Annotated in this window: 16 protein-coding genes and 1 other RNA gene; 8 read left to right on the top strand and 9 right to left on the bottom strand. The window is 61.8% G+C overall.

Annotated elements, in window-relative coordinates; all coding sequences use genetic code 11:
* On the top strand, positions 1–823 hold an 823-nt coding region (locus FJ938_RS28715; RefSeq protein ID WP_210243433.1), incomplete at its 5' end, for an arginine deiminase family protein.
* A gap of 39 nt (positions 824–862) precedes the next feature.
* Here the strand turns inward: FJ938_RS28715 and FJ938_RS28720 are convergent.
* From FJ938_RS28720 to FJ938_RS28745, 6 genes are all read right to left on the bottom strand, one after another.
* On the bottom strand, positions 863–2,419 hold the full coding sequence (locus tag FJ938_RS28720) for a CoF synthetase (RefSeq protein WP_140699934.1): 1,557 nt from the start codon (positions 2,417–2,419) through the stop codon (positions 863–865).
* Positions 2,410–3,453, bottom strand: a complete 1,044-nt coding sequence (locus FJ938_RS28725) for a hypothetical protein (RefSeq protein ID WP_140699937.1) — start codon at positions 3,451–3,453, stop codon at positions 2,410–2,412. The genes FJ938_RS28720 and FJ938_RS28725 overlap by 10 nt, the downstream gene beginning before the upstream one ends.
* Positions 3,454–3,593: 140 nt before the next feature.
* Positions 3,594–3,851 carry a ribbon-helix-helix domain-containing protein gene (locus FJ938_RS28730; protein WP_140699940.1) on the bottom strand — a complete coding sequence of 86 codons (258 nt, stop codon included), beginning with the start codon at positions 3,849–3,851 and terminating at the stop codon, positions 3,594–3,596.
* A gap of 10 nt (positions 3,852–3,861) precedes the next feature.
* Positions 3,862–4,056 carry a DUF4169 family protein gene (locus tag FJ938_RS28735; protein ID WP_140699942.1) on the bottom strand — a complete coding sequence of 65 codons (195 nt, stop codon included), beginning with the start codon at positions 4,054–4,056 and terminating at the stop codon, positions 3,862–3,864.
* An 11-nt stretch (positions 4,057–4,067) separates the two neighbouring features.
* Positions 4,068–4,604: an SspB family protein gene (locus tag FJ938_RS28740; protein ID WP_140699944.1), complete on the bottom strand. Its 537-nt coding sequence runs from the start codon at positions 4,602–4,604 to the stop codon at positions 4,068–4,070.
* A 145-nt stretch (positions 4,605–4,749) separates the two neighbouring features.
* Positions 4,750–5,439, bottom strand: coding sequence for a TetR/AcrR family transcriptional regulator (locus FJ938_RS28745; RefSeq protein ID WP_140699946.1), 690 nt, complete (start codon positions 5,437–5,439; stop codon positions 4,750–4,752).
* A 186-nt stretch (positions 5,440–5,625) separates the two neighbouring features.
* Here FJ938_RS28745 and FJ938_RS28750 point away from each other — a divergent pair, with 186 nt between their 5' ends.
* A complete protein-coding gene (locus tag FJ938_RS28750) occupies positions 5,626–6,831 on the top strand; it encodes a multidrug effflux MFS transporter (protein WP_140699948.1) in 1,206 nt (401 codons plus the stop codon).
* A 57-nt stretch (positions 6,832–6,888) separates the two neighbouring features.
* Here the strand turns inward: FJ938_RS28750 and FJ938_RS28755 are convergent, their stop codons facing one another.
* On the bottom strand, positions 6,889–7,155 hold the full coding sequence (locus FJ938_RS28755) for an AAA family ATPase (RefSeq protein WP_348642303.1): 267 nt from the start codon (positions 7,153–7,155) through the stop codon (positions 6,889–6,891).
* A 204-nt stretch (positions 7,156–7,359) separates the two neighbouring features.
* Positions 7,360–7,720: a transfer-messenger RNA gene (gene ssrA / locus FJ938_RS28760) on the bottom strand.
* Positions 7,721–7,886: 166 nt separating this feature from the next.
* Here ssrA and FJ938_RS28765 point away from each other — a divergent pair.
* Entirely contained in the window at positions 7,887–8,198 is a 312-nt protein-coding gene (locus tag FJ938_RS28765) for a DUF2853 family protein (protein WP_140607920.1), read from the top strand.
* Between the two features lie 352 nt (positions 8,199–8,550).
* A complete protein-coding gene (locus FJ938_RS28775) occupies positions 8,551–9,345 on the top strand; it encodes a thymidylate synthase (RefSeq protein WP_140699951.1) in 795 nt (264 codons plus the stop codon).
* Between the two features lie 10 nt (positions 9,346–9,355).
* Here the strand turns inward: FJ938_RS28775 and FJ938_RS28780 are convergent, their stop codons facing one another.
* Entirely contained in the window at positions 9,356–9,565 is a 210-nt protein-coding gene (locus FJ938_RS28780; RefSeq protein ID WP_140699954.1) for a molybdopterin-binding protein, read from the bottom strand.
* Positions 9,566–9,736: 171 nt separating this feature from the next.
* Between FJ938_RS28780 and modA the strand changes: the two genes are divergently transcribed.
* The 4 genes from modA to FJ938_RS28800 all read left to right on the top strand — a co-directional run bounded on the left by modA (position 9,737) and on the right by FJ938_RS28800 (position 12,803).
* Positions 9,737–10,531 (top strand): molybdate ABC transporter substrate-binding protein, encoded by a 795-nt coding sequence (gene modA / locus FJ938_RS28785; protein ID WP_140699957.1) that lies wholly within the window; start codon positions 9,737–9,739, stop codon positions 10,529–10,531.
* Between the two features lie 27 nt (positions 10,532–10,558).
* Positions 10,559–11,263 carry a molybdate ABC transporter permease subunit gene (modB, locus tag FJ938_RS28790; protein WP_140699960.1) on the top strand — a complete coding sequence of 235 codons (705 nt, stop codon included), beginning with the start codon at positions 10,559–10,561 and terminating at the stop codon, positions 11,261–11,263.
* Positions 11,260–12,372: a molybdenum ABC transporter ATP-binding protein gene (gene modC, locus FJ938_RS28795; RefSeq protein ID WP_140699963.1), complete on the top strand. Its 1,113-nt coding sequence runs from the start codon at positions 11,260–11,262 to the stop codon at positions 12,370–12,372. Before modB ends, modC begins: the two co-directional genes overlap by 4 nt.
* A gap of 89 nt (positions 12,373–12,461) precedes the next feature.
* The gene (locus FJ938_RS28800; protein ID WP_140607905.1) at positions 12,462–12,803 is read left to right on the top strand and encodes a winged helix-turn-helix domain-containing protein; all 342 of its coding nucleotides are present in this window, start codon (positions 12,462–12,464) and stop codon (positions 12,801–12,803) included.
* The last annotated feature ends 170 nt before the right edge of the window (positions 12,804–12,973 follow it).

Here is a 12,973-nt window from a genome sequence, read left to right on the forward strand (position 1 = left end):
GCCACATACTCCCGAGCTCTACACCGAATACGACGCCTTTGTCGCTTTGCTGGGAACGCATGTCGAGACGCTTTATCTCGATGATGTGATTGGCGACCACGAGCCGTTTCATTCCGAGGCGGCAAGCAATCCCAACCTCATTTTCATGCGCGACAGTTCGGTGACGTTACCCTGGGCGCCCGACAAATTCATCCCGACCCGCCCGGCCTTGCCAAGCCGCGCCCGCGAAGCGGTCGTGGTCAGCGCCGCGCTGCAAAGACTTGGCATGAGCCCGCTCACGCAGTTCGAGCACGACGAATACCTGGAAGGCGGTGACGTGCTCCCGGTGACCTTCAACGACAAGCGCGTCCTGCTCGTCGGGTTCGGGGTACGCACGACCAAGGCGGCCGCGATAAAACTGGCGCTCGATCTGATCCCGCAGCATGTCGACTATATCATCGGCCTCTCGCACGATCCTGAGCTGCTTCATCTGGATACCGGGTTCACCGTCCTACCTGAAAAGGTGATCCTGGCCGCGGCCGGAATGTTCGGCGCCGGGTTCCTTATCGATGAAGAACGCAGGCTGAGCGCCGTCAATCCGCTGGCCTATGCCGAGGCCTTGGGCTGCTCGATCATTCGCTGCAACAAGGCCGATGCGATCGCCCACGAGCGGTGCAATCTGCTGCCGCTTGGCAACCGTCGCTACCTCGCCTTCGATCTTCCCGGCGAGTTGAAGGCTGTTCTCGAAAAGGCAGCCGGCATCCACATCGATGTCGTCAAGGGCACCGAGATCGCCAAGGCAACCGGCGGCGTTCACTGCCTTACCCGGCCGCTCTATATCTAGGAATATCCAGAACTTGCCGAGACTGCTTGAACGGGCACCTCAAAGCTTGTCGTAGATTATTTTGGAAGCGACATACTCATTCTTGAGCCGCCGCTGGCCACCTTCGAATGGTCCGGTGTTGAAGGCATATATTTTGAGCTCCGGCATGTTTTCAGGGGTCGCCGTGCGTTTCCAGGCATTCAGGAAATCGCCGTTCATTGCTGCCAGTTTGGTGAAGACCGTATCTTGCAGCGTCTCGATGGGATGAGCGAAGACAGCGGCGTCGACGAGCTCGATGGCGACCTCCATGCGCTTGTTGTGCGCTGCATCCTCATAAGAGATCAGCCGGAAGGTGCTCAGCACCGGTGCCAGAATATCGAGGCCGAACAGGATTTCTCGAAGGCTGTCGGGGGTGACCTTGGCGCCGTAGTATTCGATGGACATGTCCGAGCGGCCATAGATGAACAGCAGCGGCAGGTCGAGATTACGGTTGCTTGCCTTCAGGACATCCTCGCGGCCAAGTCTTTTGAGAATGCGCCTGAGTTCCCCGAAGCGAAGCACATGCCCCCGATCGTGGATATTGTAGCGGATCTTGGGTGAGATGTTGTAGGGCCGCGAAATCGTCGCCACCAATTCGCCCTTGGCGTTTTCCTCCAGATGGTAGGCAAGCGGATTGTACTGGAAGATCATCGGTGTGACGCCGTAGCCAACCCGGATAATGGCTTCGCGCAACCGCTCATCCGTCAGAAGCGCGCGCCGCAGATTGATGGTGAGTTCGCTCTCGAGCGCCATGTTGACCTCAAGGTCGGAGGCGCCGTAGCTGCCAACCACGCGGTGGAATTTCTTGAGCAGATAGCCGCGCAGGCTCTCCGACACGCCTTCGCCGCCGAAGGCCGCATCGATGGTAAATTTGGACCAGTCAAGTCGCGGATCGTCGGCGAGCGTCTTGAGGAAAGGCGGATAGCCCATGACCACGTAACGAAAACGAGGGCCGAATTCGTGGATCGTGTTGATGATCTTATCGAGATTGGGACCCGTCGATTTGAGGATCGTGGTGTCGCTGAGCGAAATCGCGACGTTCATCCCGGTTGCCCATGCGCCGAGCGCGAAGGCGTTGAGGATGAAGATGGTTTCGCCCTCGCCGGTGATACGATGGAACGTCATTTGCATCATGCGGGTGGTGATCCGTCGCTCGGTCCTGCCGCGAACCCAGCTTGTCGGCGTGCCGCTGCTGCCGGAGGATTCATCGACGGTGACACCCGTAGACGGCAAGATGCCCCCCAGGACCCGCTCTTCCTGGCTGTACTTGCGGACGTAGGATTCCTTGTCCATCTCGGGGATCGACGTGAGGTCGGGCTTGGTGACGTGATCGAGCAGAATCTCAGGCTTGCCGCCGAGAGAATCAATATAGGCGCGGTAGGCCGGCACCCGATCGTAGGCGTGGTAGAAATTGGCCCAGGCGCGCCAGGCGCCCAAACCCCAGCGCACGCGCTCGAAGCCGGGAACGAGCAGGAGCCTGTAGGCGTGGCGCGACGACGCAAAGGCGCCTTCAACCAGATTGACCACTGCAACCAGGAACAGGAAGAACGGCCGTGCCAGATGTTTCATCAACCGCATAGCACGATGTCCTCGAAGGGTAGCCTGTTGCTGATCGGCGGAGCCTCGCTCCTGCCCAGTCGCAGCAGCAACCAGACCATGTCGGTTCCGCCTTTTTCATCGGGCATGCCGAAATAGCGGATCATGTTGAGGCGCGCCTCGTCCGATGTGATCACGGAGCCATATGGCTGCCAGTAGTAGCCGTGGCGGGCCACAATCAACCACAGACGGATCATGGTGATGCCGGCGCGATACCAGTCGTCGATGCCGACATAGGGACCCCGCAGCCAGCCGATGGTGCCGACGCCCTTCATGCTGCGTGCGTAGAGAAAACTGACCAGGCTGCGTATGCCCGGCATGGTCCAGAACCGCGGCCTGCTGAAGAAGCTGTGCAACAGCGGACCCGAGAAGCCGAGACAGCGTGCCGACAGTCCGTCGCCGGTGATGTCTTCTTCGCGGCCACTGAAGCGCAGCCAGCGCACCAACTCCAGGCGGATCGGGTCGTTCAGCATGTCATGGAACAGGGCCTGACGGTTGAGCTCGATGACCCAGTCGATGGCTTCATGGTCGCTTCGCGATTCGAAGCTGTGGCCGGTATGCCGCGCTTCCGTTCGCAGGTCGGCCAGCAATTGCTCGGAGATCGGGTACCCATCGTAAGGCAATCGTGATGTATGCCGATCGAGGATCAGCGCAGGATCAAAATCCGCGATGGGCCCGGAAGCTTGCCGAAGGGTCAAGCGGGCGATCGTCTGAGGTGTTTCGGTGTCGTTGTCGGGATACATCGGCGAGAAGTGAGTTTCCCGATCGAGCTCAAATCCCAAGCCGTGCGCCGCGATCGAACAGATTTCGACGAAGATGCCGGCCGTGAGCCAGGTAAAGCGGCCATGTGGATCGGCGACCCAGAGCCCGCGGCGCGGGAGAAAGATGACGTCTGCCTCGCTGTCGCTGCGGATGCGAAGCCGGAATGGCTGGGTGTTGTGGGGGCTTGGGCAACTGACTGCATAGCGGGCGATGTCCAGCCATGCCGCGCCCGTAGGCGCTTTGATCGGTTTCAAGACTACCCCCAGTTACCAAGTAAACTCGGGGTACCGTAGCGAAGAATTGATACCGAAATGTGAGCGGCGGTGGCTAACAAATCCTATCCGCGATCGGAAACTTAAGGCGGGCGACATGATCGTGTTGCCACGCCCGGCATTCAACGCGGTTCCATTGATGTATTTCTTGTTGGCGTGCTGGCTGTGCCGTGCTTCGCCCACGCCAGTACATGGAGCCTGAGCGCCGAGGACAGGTTGGTGTCGCGAGGCCGGGCCTCGTCGACGTCAGCGACAAGCGCGGCGAGTGTCAGCTTTCTCTCCGTGGCAATGGCGACGAGATCGTCATAGAAGGGTTTTTCGAGGGAATAGCTGGTGCGGTGGCCGCGAATGGTCACCGAGCGCTTTTCGACGACGCTCACGGCCAAACGCTCATTGTTCGTCGCTGCCGGAGGGGTCGAGGCGATGGCCGGCGATAAATTTCTCGGCCTTGTCGGCAATCAGCCGGTCGCGCTGCCTGTCCGCCTTGGACCGGCCGTGCAGCGCCCGGTTCTGTTCAGCAACGCGCGCCTTGTTGTCCCGCGCCTTCTGCTTGCGAGCCTGGCGGAGATTGACGATGTCGGCCATGGCCCGCGAGCCTATTTCTTGCGGAAGGCGTCGAGCGAAACCACTTCGGCGCCCTTGGTACCGGCGTCAGCCGCGGCGGGCTTCTTCTCCGGTTCGGCCGCGGCCTTCTTCTCGGCTTTCGGCTTCTTCTCCGTGACGATGGTCAGCGGCTCGGGGGCCGGCTGGGCCGGTTCCTCGTCGGGCTGCGCGTCGGTCTTGACGTCGAATTCGAGTTCGAAATTGACCGAGGGATCGTAGAAGCCGCGCACGGCCGAGAACGGGATCTCGAGCTTCTCCGGCACGTCGGAGAACGACAGGCCGACCTCGAAGCCGGTGTCGGTCACCTTCAGGTCCCAGTACTGGAACTGGATGACGATGGTCATCTGCTCGGGGTAGCGCTCGCGCAGGCGCGACGACACGCGCACGCCAGGCGCGCCAGTCAGGAAGGTGATGAAGAAGTGGTGATTGCCGGGGAGGCCGGTGCGCGCGACTTCGGCCAGGACCTTGCGCATGACGCCGCGCAACGCCTCCTGGGCCAGAATGTCGTAGCGGATGTGGTCGTCGGCCATGTGGTGGTCGGGTTCCGTTGAATCGTCCGTATAGCTGTAATCAAGCTTGAGCGCGGCGTAAACCGCATATAGACCGCAGCCGCGTCGAAGCGAGGACTATTGGCGACGATTTGATCGGCGAAGCCGGCTTCATCAATCGCAAATGTTATGCGCTGGCCAGCGCGCTTTGCTTTTTGACGCTGCTCGGGGAAGGGCGCTTGCCGAAAGCACGCAGGAAAGTGCGCACGCCATTGGTCGCCGATTGCACCACCTCGTCCTCGCGCGGCGTGCCGCCGAGCATGAAGGTGGTCTGCAGTTCGGCATTGACCAGGCCGAGGAACTGGCGCGCCGCGACATCGGGGTCCTCGATCGTCAGGTAGCCGCCATGAGCGAGGCGGGCGAAGCGGGCGGCGATGGCCGGCCATGTCCTGCCCGGACCCTGTTCGCGCCACCCGGCAAACAATTCGGGATAGCGCTCGCCTTCGGTCTGGATCAGCTTGCGCAGGAATTTTCCGTCGCGGTTGCAGATGCAGTTCTGGTTCAAACGGACGGCAAAGCCGATCAGGTCGGCTTCGAGATCTCCGGGCTGATCGGGGAAGGTGGCAATGGTGGCGAAGATGCCGGCGTTGCAGCGCTCGGTAAGGTCGCGCACCACGGCCATGAAGAGCTTCTCCTTGTCGCCATGGTGATTGTAGACAGTCTGGCGCGACACGCCTGCCTCGGCGGCGATCAGGTCGATATTGGCGCCGGCGAAGCCCTCGCGGCAGAATACGCCGGCCGCGGCTCCAACGATCGACAGCCTCTTGGCCTCGTGGCCGCGTGGCGGGAAAGTGTCAGGAGAAACGCCCAATCTCATCAAAATCTATATAGAGGTGATTGACGATTTGGACAAGCCCGTCTAAATTTGTGGGCATAAGATAAAAGGGATTTCATCCCGAAGCGGATATTTTCGTGCTTGGGGAGTCGGAATCCTACGGGATGGAACGTCCTAGGGTTACGCGCTGCTTCGGCGCGGCAACCAGATTCGAAAGAAGCCAATATCATGAGTCCCAAATTCCTCCGCATCGCGGTCGTGCTCGGCCTGTTGTCCGCCATCGGCCCGTTCGCGATCGACATGTATCTTCCCGCTTTGCCGTCGATCGGCGAGGATCTGCATGCCAGCACCGCCGCCGTGCAGATGAGCCTGCTGATCTTCTTCCTGTCGATGGGGTTTGGCCAGATCGTCGTCGGGCCGATCTCCGACATGGTCGGCCGCAAGCTGCCGCTCTATGGCGGTTTGGCGCTGTTCATGGTCGGTGGCATCGGCTCGGCAATGAGCCCGACCATCGAGTGGTTGATCGCCTTCCGCTTCCTGCAAGGGCTTGGCGCCAGTGCCGGCATGGCCGTGCCGCGCGCCATCGTGCGCGATCTGCACACCGGCAACGAGGCCGCCAAGCTGATGTCCTTGCTGATGCTGGTGTTTTCGGTGTCGCCGATCCTGGCGCCGCTGACCGGCAGCCAGATCATCGAGAATTTCGGCTGGCGCGCCGTCTTCTGGACGGTGACCGGCGCGGCAGCCCTTGCCACCATCCTGCTCGCGACCTCGCTCAAGGAGACGCGGCCGGCGGAAGAACGCGTCGGCTCCTCCTTTGGCACCGCCCTTGCCGGCTACCGCTTCCTGATGGGCGACCGCAACTTCCTTGGCCTGGTGGCGATCGCAGGCTTCGGCATTGCGAGCTTCTTCGTCTATCTGTCGAGCTCATCCTTCATCCTGATCGACCATTACGGGCTGTCGCCTTCGGTCTACAGCGTGTTCTTCTCGATCAACGCCGTCGCCTTCATCGGCATGTCGCAGCTGACGGGACTGCTGGCCGAGCGCTTCGGGCTGCGGCGCGTGGTGCGCGTCGCGGTGACGGGCTATGCGACCACGATGGTGGTGCTGCTGGCGGTGATGGCGACGGGTGTCGACCGGCTCGACGTGATGGCAGCCCTGCTGTTCGTCGGTTACGGCTTTCTCGGCCTGGTCATCCCCACCACATCGGTGCTGGCCATGGAAGAGCATGGAGAGATCGCCGGCACGGCTTCGGCGCTGATGGGCACGCTGCACTTCGCCATCGGCGCGCTGGCGATGGGCGTTGCCGGCGTGTTCTTCGACGGCACGCCGCTGCCGATGGTCGCCGGCATCACGCTCTGCGCGGTGATTTCCTTCACGCTGGCCAAAGTCACGCTCGGCCGCTCGCGCGAAGCGGTCGAGGCGCCCGCGGAATAAGCAGCCGCAAACGCACGAAAAAGGCCGGGTTCGTCCCGGCCTTTTTCATGTCCGCTTTCATGTCTGGAGCCCCGCCTCTTCAAGGATGAAGCGAACACGCTCGTCGACCGGCACAAGCGGCAGGGGCACCAGTTCGTAGCCGAGTTCGGCGTAGACGCCAGCCACCGAGTCATGGGTGCGTCTGGCCTCGTCCAGCGTCTGCTTGCGCTCTTTTTCCTGCACGAAGATTTCCGGCCATGGCGGTGCGATGAAGACACGGCGCGCATAACGGAATTTCTCCGCCGCATTGAATGATGCCGCGCCCGGCTTCCGGCGCCGTCGCAAACCCAGCCTGTCTCAGCGCCTCGATCAAAGTGTCTTGCCGGAGCCTGGGCCGCCGGTCAGCACGAGGAATCGATCGGAATCGTTCTGCATCTTTTTGTCCATGAGAAGGCACGCGACGCGGCGGCTTCGCGGCCAGCAGGTCGAGCGAAGTCTGGACAGCAAGAGCCTTGCCGTCGTGCGTGACGCATATTGAAGGAGGGGAGAAGTGGAGGTTTCTGTTGCCAGGTACCTCCGAACCCCGCCTAGAAGTGCGAACCCCTAGGGCTTGATTTGAAGCTATCGCACTGCATTAAGCAGCGAGACGTGCTTCCGCATAGTTGTCGTTGGCAACTATAAGTTTAGCCCGATAACGGTGGTACAATGCCGGGCAAAAGTACGATCTTTACACCTTCGTCGATCCTATTTCGCCCCCAGCAAAAACCGCTCTGTCGTCAACAGCGGCTTTTGGTGGAGGCGCCGGGTACCGCCCCCGGGTCCGAACGGCTTATTTCATCGCCTGTTTATCGCCATAGTCGGTCAAGCCGACAAAACGAATATAGGGGGCGTTTCGCGGAAATGAAAGGCCGCAATGGGGCTTTGTCCCTGTGTCAAATTGCGACGGCAAGGGTTGACTTGGGCACGGTCTCAACCGAAGCTTTGCGGGCGGTGAGGAGTTACCGACCTAGCGCACAAGTTGCGAAGCGCCACAGCCCTCATCGATCGGATCCGTGGCGCCGACGAGGGGAATTTTGATGGCCGACTATCTTGCGGATGTGAAGAAATACGACGCGGGCGCAAGCGCCGACGCCGTCGAAAAGATCGTCAAGCATCTGGGCATTGCGCTGAGGAACCGCGACTCCTCGCTGGTGTCCTGCACCGACCCGAAAGAGCTCGAGCGCGTCAAGGAGAGCTGGGTAGCCAAGAAGCTCGGGGTTAGCGACGGGGCGAAAGCCGACGCCGCGATCGAGAAAACCTGCAAGGCAATGCATGCGGACCACAGCAAGGGCCGGGTGACCTTCTATTATCTGGTGGCCAAGGAACTGGGCAAGCTCGGCTCGCTTTGACTGTCGCGTCGGTTCGCCAAACCGGTGCGGCAGGACAGGTTTGTTTTTCACTTCACCACGCGCCAGCGCTGCCCCTCATCTGGCTGCCGCCATCTTCTCCCCGTATAGTGACGGGGAGAAGGACGCTGCGATTGCCGGTTTTGCCAATTGCCAGCGTTGCGAAGAGCGCGCGGTGTCGCAACTAGCCTCTTTCTCCCCGTCACTTTACGGGGAGAAATGCCCGGCAGGGCAATGAGGGGGCGGCGCCGACGCTGGGAAGAGTGGCGGTACCAGCAACGCTGACATCGTTTTGAGTGTTCGGCCGCCTGTCTGGCAGCTATAATGCCTGAACTTTCGAATCGAGCCGGAACCGATGCGCCAGTATCTCGACCTCCTGCAGCATGTGCTGGAAAACGGCGCCGATCGCGGCGACCGCACCGGTACCGGCACGCGCTCCGTCTTCGGCTACCAGATGCGGTTCGACCTCTCGCGCGGCTTTCCGGTCACCACCACCAAGAAGCTGCATTTGAAGTCGATCATCCATGAACTCCTGTGGTTCCTGGCCGGCGACACCAACATCAAATACCTGACCGACCACGGCGTTACGATCTGGGACGAATGGGCGGATGAGAATGGCGATCTCGGCCCGGTCTACGGTAAGCAGTGGCGTTCCTGGCCGGATGGCCATGGCGGTTCGATCGACCAGATCGCCAATCTTCTGAAAGAGATACGCCGTAATCCTCAATCGCGGCGGCTGATCGTTTCGGCCTGGAATCCGGCCGAGGTGGAGGCGATGGCGCTGCCACCTTGCCACTGCCTGTTCCAGTTCTATGTGTCCGAAGGCCGGCTTTCCTGCCAGCTCTACCAGCGTTCGGCCGATATCTTCCTCGGGGTGCCGTTCAACATCGCGTCCTATGCGCTGCTCACCCTGATGGTGGCGCAGGTGACCGGGCTGAAGCCGGGCGATTTCGTCCACACGCTGGGCGACGCGCATCTCTACTCCAATCATTTCGAGCAGGCGCGCGAACAATTGCGGCGCACTCCGAGAGCGCTGCCGACGATGTGGATCAACCCGGAGGTGAAGGACCTGTTCGCCTTCCGCTTTGAGGATTTCCGCCTGGAAAACTACATCGCCGATGCGTCGATCAAGGCGCCGATCGCGGTGTGAGCCACCAGGCTCAATCGATCCCCACCATGACGTCCGAAGCCTTGATGACGGCGTAAGCCGGCTTGCCCGCCTGGAGCTTGAGGTCGGCCACGGCTTCGTTGGTGATCGAGGCCGTCACGGTGGCGGCGCCGCCAATGTCGATCCTGACATGCGAGGTGGTGGCTCCCCTGACGATCTCGATGATCGTTCCCTTGAGAATGTTGCGGGCGCTGATCTTCATGCGGTCAACTCCTTTGCTTTTCGCTGTATCCAAACCAGCCCTATCGTGGGTCGGCCCGAGCCCGCGTGCAATGCCGCCGTCGGGTGAAACGTCTTCCCTTGTTATGTTCAAACGGATATATCGATCGGCAGGCCAAGAGCCGATCGGATTTCAAACCAGGGAGAGTTTTCGATGACGCGCGAAGGTTTCGGATCGAGGGCGATCGCCATTGGCGGTTTTGCGGCGGCACTGATGGCCGCGGTGCCGGCGGCACACGCGCAAGACAAGGTCGTGGTGTTCGCAGCGGCCAGCCTCAAGGATGCGCTCGACGCGGTGAACAAGGCCTGCGAGGCCGATGTCGGCGAGGTCGCGACGGTGTCCTACGCCGCGAGTTCGGCGCTGGCCAAGCAGATCGAGGGCGGGGCGCCGGCCGACGTGTTCATCTCGGCCGACCTCGACTGGATGAAGTATCTCTCCGACAAGAAGCTGACCAGGCCCGACACCGAAGTGAAGCTGCTCGGCAATGAAATCGTGCTGGTGGCACCAAGCGATTCGACGGTCGAAGCCAAGATCGAGAAGGGGTTCGACTTGGCAAGGCTGATTGGCGATGGCAAGCTCGCCATGGGTGATTTCAAGGCGGTGCCTGCCGGCAAATACGGCAAGGCCGCGCTGGAATCGCTCGGCGTCTGGTCCTCTGTCGAGGGCAAGGTGGCGCAGGCGGAGAATGTCCGCGCAGCCCTGAAGCTGGTTTCGACCGGCGAAGCGGCGCTGGGCATCGTCTACGCCACCGACGCGCATGCCGAAAAAGGCGTCAGGGTGGTCGGCACCTTCCCGGAGAATTCGCATCCGCCGATCATCTATCCGGTTGCCCAGACCGCCGATTCGAAGGACAAGGACACGCCGGCCTTCCTGAAGTGCCTGCAGTCGGCCAAGGCCGGCGCGCTCTTCAAGGAGCAGGGCTTCACGGTGCTCACCCCGAGCAACTGAGTTTCGAAAAGGACCTGATGCCTCGACATGACCTGGCTGCTGGACCTCACTCCCGACGAATGGAATGCGGTCCGGCTGTCCATCAAGGTGGCGACTGTCGCGATGCTCGCCAGCCTGCCGCCCGGCATAGCGATCGCGCTGCTGCTTGCCCGGAGCCAGTTCTGGGGCAAGACGCTGCTCAATGGCGTGGTTCACCTGCCGCTGATCCTGCCGCCTGTCGTGACCGGCTATCTCTTGCTTTTGACTTTCGGCAAGCGCGGCCCGGCCGGAGCCTTCCTGGCCGACCATTTCGGCCTCGTCTTTTCGTTCCGCTGGACAGGTGCGGCACTCGCCTGCGGTGTCATGGGCTTTCCGCTGATGGTGCGGGCGATCCGGCTGTCGATCGAGGCGGTGGACCGCAAGATGGAAGCGGCGGCGGGAACACTCGGCGCCAATCCTTTGTGGGTGTTCGGCACCATCACGCTGCCGCTGATCCTGCCCGGGCTGATCGCCGGCGCCATCCTGTCTTTCGCCAAGGCGATGGGCGAGTTCGGCGCGACCATCACCTTCGTCTCCAACATCCCCGGCGAGACGCAGACGCTGCCGTCGGCGATCTACACCTTCACGCAGGTGCCGGGCGGCGATGAGGGCGCGCTGCGGCTGACGCTGATCTCGATTATCATTTCGATGGCGGCACTGGTCGCCTCGGAAGTGCTGGCGCGGCGGGTCGGCCGGCGGATGGATATCGAATGAGCGTCCTCGTCGATATCCGCCATCGGCTCGGCGATTTCGCCATCGACGTCCGCTTCGAAAGCGCCGGGCGGCTGACGGCGCTGTTCGGGCCGTCCGGTTCGGGCAAGACGACGCTGATCAACATGATCGCCGGGCTGATCCGGCCCGACAAGGGGCGCATCGAGGTCGAGGGCCGCGTGCTGGTCGACACCGATGCCGGCATTTTCGTGCCGAAGCACAAACGCCGCATCGGCATGGTGTTCCAGGACGCGCGCCTGTTTCCGCATATGAGCGTGGCTGGCAATCTGCGCTACGGCCGTTGGTTCACGCCGGCAAAGGAACGCTACGCCGACATGGAGGCTGTTGTCGACCTGCTCGGCATCGGACCGCTGCTGGACAGGCGCCCGGAAAAGCTCTCAGGTGGCGAGAAGCAGCGGGTGGCGATCGGGCGGGCGTTGCTGGCCAGCCCCAGATTGCTGCTCATGGACGAGCCGCTGGCTTCGCTCGACGAGGCGCGCAAGGCCGAGATCCTGCCCTATATCGAGCGGCTGCGCGACGAGACGAAGATCCCGATCGTCTATGTCAGCCATTCGGTCGCCGAAGTGGCGCGGTTGGCCAGCGACGTGGTGATGCTGGCGCAGGGCAAGGTCGTTGCCTCAGGTCCGACCGAGGCGGTCATGCAAAGGCTCGACCTGTTGCCGGCCGAAGAGCGCGGCGAGGGCGGTGCGGTTCTGGATACCAAAGTGCTGCGTCACGACGAGGCTTTTGGCATGACCGTGCTCGGCTCGGCCGCCGGCGAGATCCGCGTGCCGCGCCTTGCAATGAAGCCCGGAGCGCCTGTGCGTATCCGCATTCGTGCCCGCGATGTGATGATCGCGACGGAGGAACCAACGGGCCTCAGCGCGCTCAACATTCTGCCCGGCATGATCGTGGCGATCAATCCGGGCGAGGGGCCGACCGTCGAGATCGGCATCGATTGCCATGGCGCGACCGTGCTGGCCCGGATCACCGAACAGTCGCGGCAGGCGCTGAGGCTGCGGCTTGGCGGCAAGGTTTTCGCGGTGGTCAAGACAGTGAGTTTCGACCGCGCCAACACCAGCGCCGGCTTGCCGCTCGAAGCGCATGGCTGACAGGGGCGGCGAGCGTCGCTATATTGTTTTGGAATAACGATATCACCCAAGCAGTTCCGACAGGCTGGGGTGATCGCGGAGAAGCAAAAATGCCGTCGCTGAGCTTGCGGATAAATCTCGATCCCGACGGGCGAATCGGTCCGGGCAAGATCGAACTCCTGGAGCAGATTGCCGCTTTCGGCTCGATTTCGGCCGCCGCGCGCGGCATGGAGATGTCCTACAAGCATGCCTGGGATCTGGTCGAGGACATGAACCGGGTGTTCGGCAAGCCGCTGGTTTCGGCGCAGACCGGTGGCCGCAAGGGCGGCGGTGCGCAGCTGACGTCCGTTGGCCTTGCGGTGGTCAGCCGCTTTCGAGCCATCGAACGCGCGGCGACCGCCGCGGCGGTGACGCATATGGAGGCATTGCAGGCGGAGATTGATGCGGGGTAGGCAATAAGAGAGTAGGCAGTAGGCACTAGGCAGTTGGGTGGCAGCACCGTTCTCGACGGTCGGAGTTTTTTGTTCGAACAGATGACTTACTTCACTTCGGGAATATCATTCCCTACTGCCTACTGCCTACTGCCTACTTCCTCATTCCTAATGACTACTTAATACTGAAT

Source organism: Mesorhizobium sp. B2-4-14, assembly GCF_006442155.1.
Lineage (GTDB): Bacteria > Pseudomonadota > Alphaproteobacteria > Rhizobiales > Rhizobiaceae > Mesorhizobium.

Bases quoted from the DNA above. Each gene is read 5' to 3' on its own strand.
- FJ938_RS28735 (WP_140699942.1), bottom strand. From the start codon at position 4,056: ATGGCCGACATCGTCAATCTCCGCCAGGCTCGCAAGCAGAAGGCGCGG.
- FJ938_RS28775 (WP_140699951.1), top strand. From the start codon at position 8,551: ATGCGCCAGTATCTCGACCTCCTGCAGCATGTGCTGGAAAACGGCGCC.
- FJ938_RS28750 (WP_140699948.1), top strand. From the start codon at position 5,626: ATGAGTCCCAAATTCCTCCGCATCGCGGTCGTGCTCGGCCTGTTGTCC.
- FJ938_RS28740 (WP_140699944.1), bottom strand. From the start codon at position 4,604: ATGGCCGACGACCACATCCGCTACGACATTCTGGCCCAGGAGGCGTTG.
- FJ938_RS28765 (WP_140607920.1), top strand. From the start codon at position 7,887: ATGGCCGACTATCTTGCGGATGTGAAGAAATACGACGCGGGCGCAAGC.
- modA (WP_140699957.1), top strand. From the start codon at position 9,737: ATGACGCGCGAAGGTTTCGGATCGAGGGCGATCGCCATTGGCGGTTTT.
- FJ938_RS28720 (WP_140699934.1), bottom strand. From the start codon at position 2,419: ATGCGGTTGATGAAACATCTGGCACGGCCGTTCTTCCTGTTCCTGGTT.
- FJ938_RS28800 (WP_140607905.1), top strand. From the start codon at position 12,462: ATGCCGTCGCTGAGCTTGCGGATAAATCTCGATCCCGACGGGCGAATC.
- FJ938_RS28780 (WP_140699954.1), bottom strand. From the start codon at position 9,565: ATGAAGATCAGCGCCCGCAACATTCTCAAGGGAACGATCATCGAGATC.
- FJ938_RS28745 (WP_140699946.1), bottom strand. From the start codon at position 5,439: ATGAGATTGGGCGTTTCTCCTGACACTTTCCCGCCACGCGGCCACGAG.
- modB (WP_140699960.1), top strand. From the start codon at position 10,559: ATGACCTGGCTGCTGGACCTCACTCCCGACGAATGGAATGCGGTCCGG.
- modC (WP_140699963.1), top strand. From the start codon at position 11,260: ATGAGCGTCCTCGTCGATATCCGCCATCGGCTCGGCGATTTCGCCATC.